7 protein-coding genes are annotated in these 7,007 nt (G+C 64.1%); all 7 read right to left on the bottom strand.

Annotated elements, in window-relative coordinates:
* Positions 1 to 60 precede the first annotated feature (60 nt).
* The 7 genes from J4E53_RS13625 to J4E53_RS13595 all read right to left on the bottom strand — a co-directional run bounded on the left by J4E53_RS13625 (position 61) and on the right by J4E53_RS13595 (position 6,910).
* On the bottom strand, positions 61 to 978 hold the full coding sequence (locus tag J4E53_RS13625; RefSeq protein ID WP_025213515.1) for a dihydrodipicolinate synthase family protein: 918 nt from the start codon (positions 976 to 978) through the stop codon (positions 61 to 63).
* Positions 979 to 1,132: 154 nt separating this feature from the next.
* Positions 1,133 to 2,161: a trans-3-hydroxy-L-proline dehydratase gene (locus J4E53_RS13620; RefSeq protein ID WP_103310222.1), complete on the bottom strand. Its 1,029-nt coding sequence runs from the start codon at positions 2,159 to 2,161 to the stop codon at positions 1,133 to 1,135.
* A gap of 108 nt (positions 2,162 to 2,269) precedes the next feature.
* Positions 2,270 to 2,992, bottom strand: coding sequence for an amino acid ABC transporter ATP-binding protein (locus tag J4E53_RS13615; protein ID WP_058543020.1), 723 nt, complete (start codon positions 2,990 to 2,992; stop codon positions 2,270 to 2,272).
* Positions 2,985 to 3,635 (bottom strand): amino acid ABC transporter permease, encoded by a 651-nt coding sequence (locus J4E53_RS13610; protein WP_060742045.1) that lies wholly within the window; start codon positions 3,633 to 3,635, stop codon positions 2,985 to 2,987. Before J4E53_RS13610 ends, J4E53_RS13615 begins: the two co-directional genes overlap by 8 nt.
* 12 nt (positions 3,636 to 3,647) lie before the next feature.
* Positions 3,648 to 4,313: an amino acid ABC transporter permease gene (locus tag J4E53_RS13605; protein WP_060742046.1), complete on the bottom strand. Its 666-nt coding sequence runs from the start codon at positions 4,311 to 4,313 to the stop codon at positions 3,648 to 3,650.
* Positions 4,306 to 6,081 carry an aconitase X gene (locus J4E53_RS13600; protein ID WP_103310224.1) on the bottom strand — a complete coding sequence of 592 codons (1,776 nt, stop codon included), beginning with the start codon at positions 6,079 to 6,081 and terminating at the stop codon, positions 4,306 to 4,308. The genes J4E53_RS13605 and J4E53_RS13600 overlap by 8 nt, the downstream gene beginning before the upstream one ends.
* A gap of 10 nt (positions 6,082 to 6,091) precedes the next feature.
* Positions 6,092 to 6,910, bottom strand: a complete 819-nt coding sequence (locus J4E53_RS13595; RefSeq protein ID WP_072404405.1) for a transporter substrate-binding domain-containing protein — start codon at positions 6,908 to 6,910, stop codon at positions 6,092 to 6,094.
* Between the last annotated feature and the right edge of the window lie 97 nt (positions 6,911 to 7,007).

Below are 7,007 nucleotides of genomic sequence, written 5' to 3'. Positions count from 1 at the left end.
AGCGAGCTTGCTCGCGATGGCGGCGTCCCAGTCACCGCCAGTTGGCGCCATGCCCTGGGGTCAAAGCCCCACATCCGGCAACGCCGGCCGATTGGCCATGGCCTTGGCCATGATCTGCTCCACATACACTCGGTCTTCCTCAGGCAAGGCCAGGCGCGGTGGGCGGGTGAGGGCGCTGCCGCGGCCGGCGATGGCTTCGCACAGCTTGATGCATTGCACCAGATCGGCGCGGGCGTCCAGGTGCAGGATCGGCATCAACCATTCGTAGATCGGCATCGCTTCGGCGAACCGTCCGGCGCGGGCCAGGCGGAAAATGGTCTCACCTTCCTTCGGGAACACGTTGGACATGCCCGAGACCCAGCCTTCGGCGCCCACGGCGAGGCTCTCCAGCACCACGTCATCGAGACCGGCGAACAACACAAAGCGATCGCCGACTTCGTTGCGCACGTCGATGAAGCGCCGGGTGTCGCCGGAGGAGTCCTTGAAACACACCACGTTGTCGCAATCGGCCAGGGAAATCAGGATGTCCGGCGTCACGTCATTCTTGTAGATCGGCGGGTTGTTGTAGACCATCAGCGGCACATCGGCGTGGCGGGCCACGTAGCGGAAATGCTCGGCGGTCTCGAAGGGTTTGGAGCCGTAGACCAGCGCCGGCATCAGCATCACCCCGTCGACCCCTACCTTGCGCACTGCGTTGGCGACCTTGGCGGCCTGCACGCTGGTGAACTCGGCCACGCCGCAAATCACTGGCACGCGGCCACGGGAGGCGTCCACCGCGACTTCGGTCACGGCGATTTTTTCCTCGGCGCTCAGGGAGGTGTTTTCCCCCACCGAACCGCAGACCACCAGGCCGGAAACACCGTCACGGATGACGTTGGAAATCACTTGGTGGGTTTTTTCCAGGTTGATGGAAAAGTCATCGTTGAATTGCGTGGTGACGGCGGGGAAAACGCCGCTCCAGTTGATGCGTTTGCTCATGGTTGTCTCCGGTGGTTAACGGTATGTGGCGAGGGGATTTGTGGGAGCAAAGCTTGCTCGCGATGCGGACGCTCGGTTCCCCTGGAAGACCGCGATATCTTCATCGCGGGCAAGCCTTGCTCCCACAGAGGGGGGCGAAGCCAGTTCAAAAAATTCATGCGCCAGGCCAGGTGTCGGAAAGCCGATAGCCCTGGGGCCACGGGTCGGCCGGGTCGAGCAACAACTGATGAATCCCGGTGATCCACGCCCGTCCGGCGATGCATGGGTAAATCGCCGGGCGTCCGGCCACATCGGTCAGTGAGTCGATGCGGCAGTGGAATTCGGAGCCGATGATCGAGCGGCCGATAAACCGCTCGCCCACCTGCATCAACCCCTTGGCGTGCAGCACCGCCATGCGTGCCGAGCAGCCGGTGCCGGTGGGGGAACGGTCGATCTTGCCGGGCTGGATCACCACGGCGTTGGCGCCAGTGGCGATGCCATTCTCCTGGACGATGGGCGCGGCGATCTGGCAGAACGAGATGTGCGACCAATCAGGATTCAACGGGTGCACGAAGCCCAGTTGTTCGTTGGCGGCGCGGGTGATCTTCACGCCCACGGCCACCAGCTCGGCGGCTTCATCGGGGCGAATGGCAAAACCCAGGCGTTGGGCGTCGACGATGACAAAGCTGTCGCCGCCGTAGGCGGTGTCCACCTGCAGGGAGCCCAGGCCTTCGACTTCGATCCAGGCATCGAGGCGGTCGGCGAAGGAGGGCACGTTCTTGATCTCGACCCGTTGCACCTTGCCGTCGCGGCAGTCGGCCACCGCTTCGATCAGGCCGCCCGGCGCTTCCAGCACCAGGCGGGTCTGGGGTTCGGTCATCGGCAGGATGCCGCTGTCCAGCAACACGGTGGCCACGCACAGCGAGTTGGAGCCGGACATCGGCGGGGTGTCGGCCGGTTCCATGATGATCCAGGCCATTTGCGCCCGTGGGTCCTTGGCCGGCACCAGCAGGTTGACGTGACGGAACACACCGCCACGGGGCTCGTTGAGGACAAAGTTGCGCAGGGTCTGGTCCTGGGCGATCCAGCGTGACTGCTCCCACACCGTGGCACCGGGTGGTGGCGCGACACCGCCGACGATCACATCGCCGACTTCGCCTTCGGCGTGGCAACTGACTACATGGATGATTTTGGATGAGCGCATGAGTCAAATCCTTGGGTTGTCTGTTCGGGCCTCATCGCGAGCAAGCTCGCTCCCACATTGAAATGCGTTCCCCTGTGGGAGCGCGCTTGCTCGCGATAGGGTCATCTGCTATTTCACCGACTTGAGAAACGCCGCCGTCTCCGGCTGCACCGGGTTGCCGATCACCTGGTCCGGCGGGCCGATTTCATGGACCCGCCCATTGCAAAAGAACGCCACGCGGTCGGACACGTCCCGGGCGAAGCGGATCTCGTGGGTCACCAGCACCATGGTCATGCCGTCTTCGGCGAGCATGCGCATGGTGTCCAGCACTTCGCCCACCAGTTGCGGGTCCAGGGCCGAGGTGGCTTCGTCGAAGAGCATGTAGTCCGGCGACATCGCCAGCGCCCGGGCGATCGCCATGCGTTGTTGCTGGCCGCCGGAAAGCTTGCCGGGGAAGGCCTTGAGCTTGTCCCCCAGGCCCACATGTTCAAGCTGCTGCACCGCCAGCGCCTCGGCGTCCTGCCGGCTCTTGCCGAGCACCTTGCGCGGCGCCAGCATGACGTTCTCCAACACGGTCAGGTGAGGGAAGGCGTTCCATTGCTGGAAGACGATGCCGATTTTCTGCCGCAGGCGATTGAGATCAGTGGCCCGGTCATGAACCTCGATGCCGTCCACGCGGATGCTGCCTTTCTGAATGGGCTCCAAGCCGTTGATGCACATCAGCAGGGTCGATTTGCCAGAGCCGGAACCGCCGATGATCGACACCACTTCGCCCTTGTCCACCGTCAGGCTCACACCCTTGACCACTTCCAGGTCACCGAAGGATTTGTGTACGTTTTCGATCTCAATCATTTTCCTGCCACCTTCTTTCCAGGCGTGCGCCGAGGCGGGCGACCACCAGGCTCATGACGTAGTAAATGAGGCCCGCGATGCACAGCACCAGCAGGGGTTCCTGAATGCGCGTGACGATGGTTTGCGACGCCCGCAGCAATTCGACGATGCCGATCCACATCACCAGCGCGGTGTCCTTCATCACGCCCAGCACCAGGTTCAGCCAGCCGGGAAAGGCCACCCGCGTGGCAATCGGCAGGACGATGAAGCGCAGATCCTGCACATAGCTCAGGCCCAGCGACCGGCTGGCCCGGCGGGTGCTCAACGGCACCGCCAGCACGCCACCGCGGACGATCTCGGTGAAGTACGCCGCGGCGTAGATCCCGAGGACGATGCAGCCGACGGCAAAGGCGCTGAGGTTCAGGCCGGCGATGCTCTTGAGGGAGTTGAACAGCACGAACTGGATCAGCAGCGGCACACTGCGAAACACGTCCAGCAGCCAGGCCAGCGGCAGGCTGGCCCGCGGCAACAGCGCCCGCAACAGGCCGAACAGCAACCCGGCGAAGGTGCCCAGCAGGATCGACCACACGGTCAGTTGCAGCGTGACCCAGGCCCCCTCGAGCAAATACAGCAGGTCGTTGACGCTGAGGCTTGTAGAAAACATGACCCACCCTCCTCAGTAACGAAACAGCCGCCAGGACAACAGCCGGGCCAACCCGACGATCAGCTTGGCGATCAGGTAATACAGCACCGCCGCGAGGGCGAAGTATTCGAAGGTGCGGAAGGTCTTGACGTTGTATTCCTGGGTGACGCCGGTGAGGTCGTTGTTCAGGCCGACCACCACCCCCAGGGACGTCATCAGCACCGCCCAGACCATCTGGTTGGTCAGCGGGTAGAAGACGATGCGCAACAGTTGCGGGACGATGATCATCCGGTAGGCCTGGAAGGCACTCATCCCCAACGAACGGGCGGCGCGCATTTGCGTACCGGGCACGGCCTTGAGGCCGCCGCGAAAGTTTTCCGCCAGGTAGCCGGCGTTGTTGAAGGTGATCCCGGCCAGCAAGGCCAGCCAGGAACTGACGTGCAGCCCGAGGGAGCCGAGGCCGAAGTAGAGGATGTAGATCTGGAACAGCGAGGGCGTGTTGCGGGCGATGGACACCCAGCCATTGCCTACGCCTCGCAGCAAGCGATTCGGGGCCTGGCGCATCACGGTCAGCACCAGAGCGATCAGCACGCCGAAAATCATCGACAGCGCGGCGGTCTCGAAGGTCACCCAGGCCCCGGCGAGCATGTCGGGCAGGGCGCGCAAGGCTGGGCGCCATTGGAAGCTGTAGTCAAACATGGGTCGGGCTCCCGGTGCGGTTCGGTTGTAGCCACGTTGGCGGCTGGCCGCGAGTGGCGGCGGTGCACGCGGCCTCGACGCAATCGGCGAGGGCGGCAAAGTGCACCCCGCGACCGACCAGGCCGGGTGCGTAGTGGGCGTATTTACCGGAGTTGGTCATCAGCGTGGTGGCGTGGGGCGGGATCACCGGCTCACCCAACATGCACCAACAGGTGTCGGTCACCAGCACCGCGCCGAAGGCCTCGATGGCGGTCAGATACCCGGCTTTGCGGGCCTGCTCCAGCACCGCCCGACCGCAGGTGATTGCCAGCACCACATAGGGATGCTTGACCCGCCCCGCGCACAAGGTCGCGAGGGCGGCGAATTCGCTGAGGGAGAAATGCGGATTGCCCAGGGACACCACGTCCACCCAGTTATCTCGGGCGCTGTTGAGTTCGCGCCAACTGGCAAGCAGGCCGGTGGCATCGACGCTTTCCTGTGGCAACGCTACGTCGCGCTCCAGGACATCGGCCGGGTCGAGCGCTTCCGGTGTCACCCCAGCGATGTGGAACAGCGGCGCGGCGCTGGTGGTGGCGAACGCGGCGCCGAAGGCCTTGAGGTCGTCCAGGCTCGGTGCGGCGTGTTCCAGGCCGCGTATCAGCGGAATACGCCGGCCGGCCAGACTACCGATGTGATAGCCCAGCAGCGGATAGAAACTGTCATCGACCTTGCCCAGCGCCGGCACGTCGACGATCAGTCGGGCCTTGCGCGGGTCGTCGAGATGGCAGCCGGTCAACGGTGCCCGCCCGCACAGCGCGATGCAGATGTCGAGGAAGTCCGGGTACTTTTGCGTGCGCGCGCCCAACACGCTGTTGGCATAGACCACCGCATTGGATTCGGCCCAGACGATTTGCTCGCCGGCTTTTGGCGCGGTGTCCAGCAGGTAGGGCGCACAAGTGAAACTCAGCTGGGCGCCCATGGCCATGTAGGCGTCGCCCAAGGCACTGGCCGGCTCGCCCAGCGCCGGGTCGACACCCAGCTCGCGCCAGCGACGCTGGTCCACGGAGATGGAATTGAGGGTGGTGGGCACGCGCACCTTCGCGCCCCACTGCACCAGTTGTTCGGCAAAGCGCAGGCTGGCGGGACCGGTGTAGATGCAGCCGTCGATGTGGGCCTGGGTCACGTCCAGCAATTGCGTGGCGCCCTGGATCTCGGCCATGCGCAGCACGATGTGCATCGCCACTTGGGCAGCTTTGCCATGGCTGCCGTCGAGCAATGCCCGGTCTTGTTCGGTCAGTTCCAGGGTTGAGAACGTGGGCGGCTGCGACGCCGCGTACGAACCTTGCCAGCCGTCGTCCAGGGGCCGGCCAGACAATGTCAGGACATCGCTTTCCAGACGGACAAAACCCTGGCCGCGCAGCCCATTGAAGGCCTCGTGTCCCACGCACAACACCGGCAACGAACGCTGGAAAATCACCTGCGCCACCAGCACGCCCAGGGTCAGGATTTCATCGGCTTCGGCCAGCACCAGGGCTGCGGGGGCGTGGCCGTTGCTGATCAGCTCCATCAAGACGCTGCTGCCGGTACAGGAGCCGCGTCCGCTGGGAATCGCCAATACGCGCCCGGCCAGGCGTTGGCCACTCAAGGGATGGTGCCGGTCGATGACCTCGCCACTGGCTGGATCGACGCCGCCCCAGAAACTCAGCCCCACCTCGGCGAACAGCAGGGCGCCCTGGGCGGCACCCTCCACCAGGCTGCGGCCTTTCACACGGACAGGCGTGCTTGGCATGCGCCGATCCTCAGTAGTAGACCTGGGGAACGGTCAGGTTGGCCGGCGGGATGTCGGTGCCGACCCATTTGACGAACAACTCCTTGTAGCGGCCGGTGCGCACCTGCTGGTTGACGAACAGGTTGAGGTAGTTGAGCAGGCCGTACTCGCTGCGCTTGGCGCCGAGGGACACGTAGTCGATGACGTAGGGCGCGTCACCGGCGATCTTCAGGCCCTTGTACTTGCCCGACTTGATGGTCGCGGCGGCCACGGTGTTGGTCACCACGGTGGCATCGATGTGCCCCTGGGCGACGGCCAGCAGGGTGTCGTTCTGCGACTGGTAGGCGCGGAAGCTGCCGCTGCCCCAGCTCTTCTGGTCCTTCTCCAGGGCGATGGCTTCGTAGGTGCTACTGGTGTTGCCCAAGGCCTTGCCCTTGAGGTCGGCGTAGCTGTTGATGCCGGTGTTGTCGCGGGTCAGCACCACCATCTGGAAGGCGAAGTAGGGCACGGTCAGGCCGACGGTCTTGGCTCGCTCCAAGGTGTCCGACGTAGAGGCGACGATGACGTCGGCGCGACCGGACAGCAGCGCGGGGATTCGATCGGAGAACGGCGTTTCCACCACTTCGGCGTCTACGCCGAGGACCTTCGCCAGGTCTTGGCAATAGTCCACGTCGAATCCCGCCGGTTTGTTGCTTTCGTCGCGAAAGCCCATGGGCGGGAAGTCCAGGGTCACGGCGCAGCGCAGTTTGCCGGAACCGATGATGTCGTCGAGTTTGTCGGCGTGGGCCGGGGCGATGAAAAGTGGGGTGAGGACAACGCTGAGGGCTACGGCCAATGCAGGGTTTTTCATAAATGCCTCGCTGTCGAATAAATGCGGTGAGATATCGTATTGAGGATTTCGTATACGATATTAGATAAGCAATCGGCATGCCTGTTTCGGGTTGAGT

Origin of the sequence: Pseudomonas sp. FW305-28 (assembly GCF_017351395.1) — a bacterium.
Taxonomy (GTDB): Bacteria; Pseudomonadota; Gammaproteobacteria; order Pseudomonadales; family Pseudomonadaceae; genus Aquipseudomonas; species Aquipseudomonas fluorescens_AA.
Note: the sequence above shows the minus strand (reverse complement) of the source record. Positions and strands in the feature narration are given on the sequence as shown.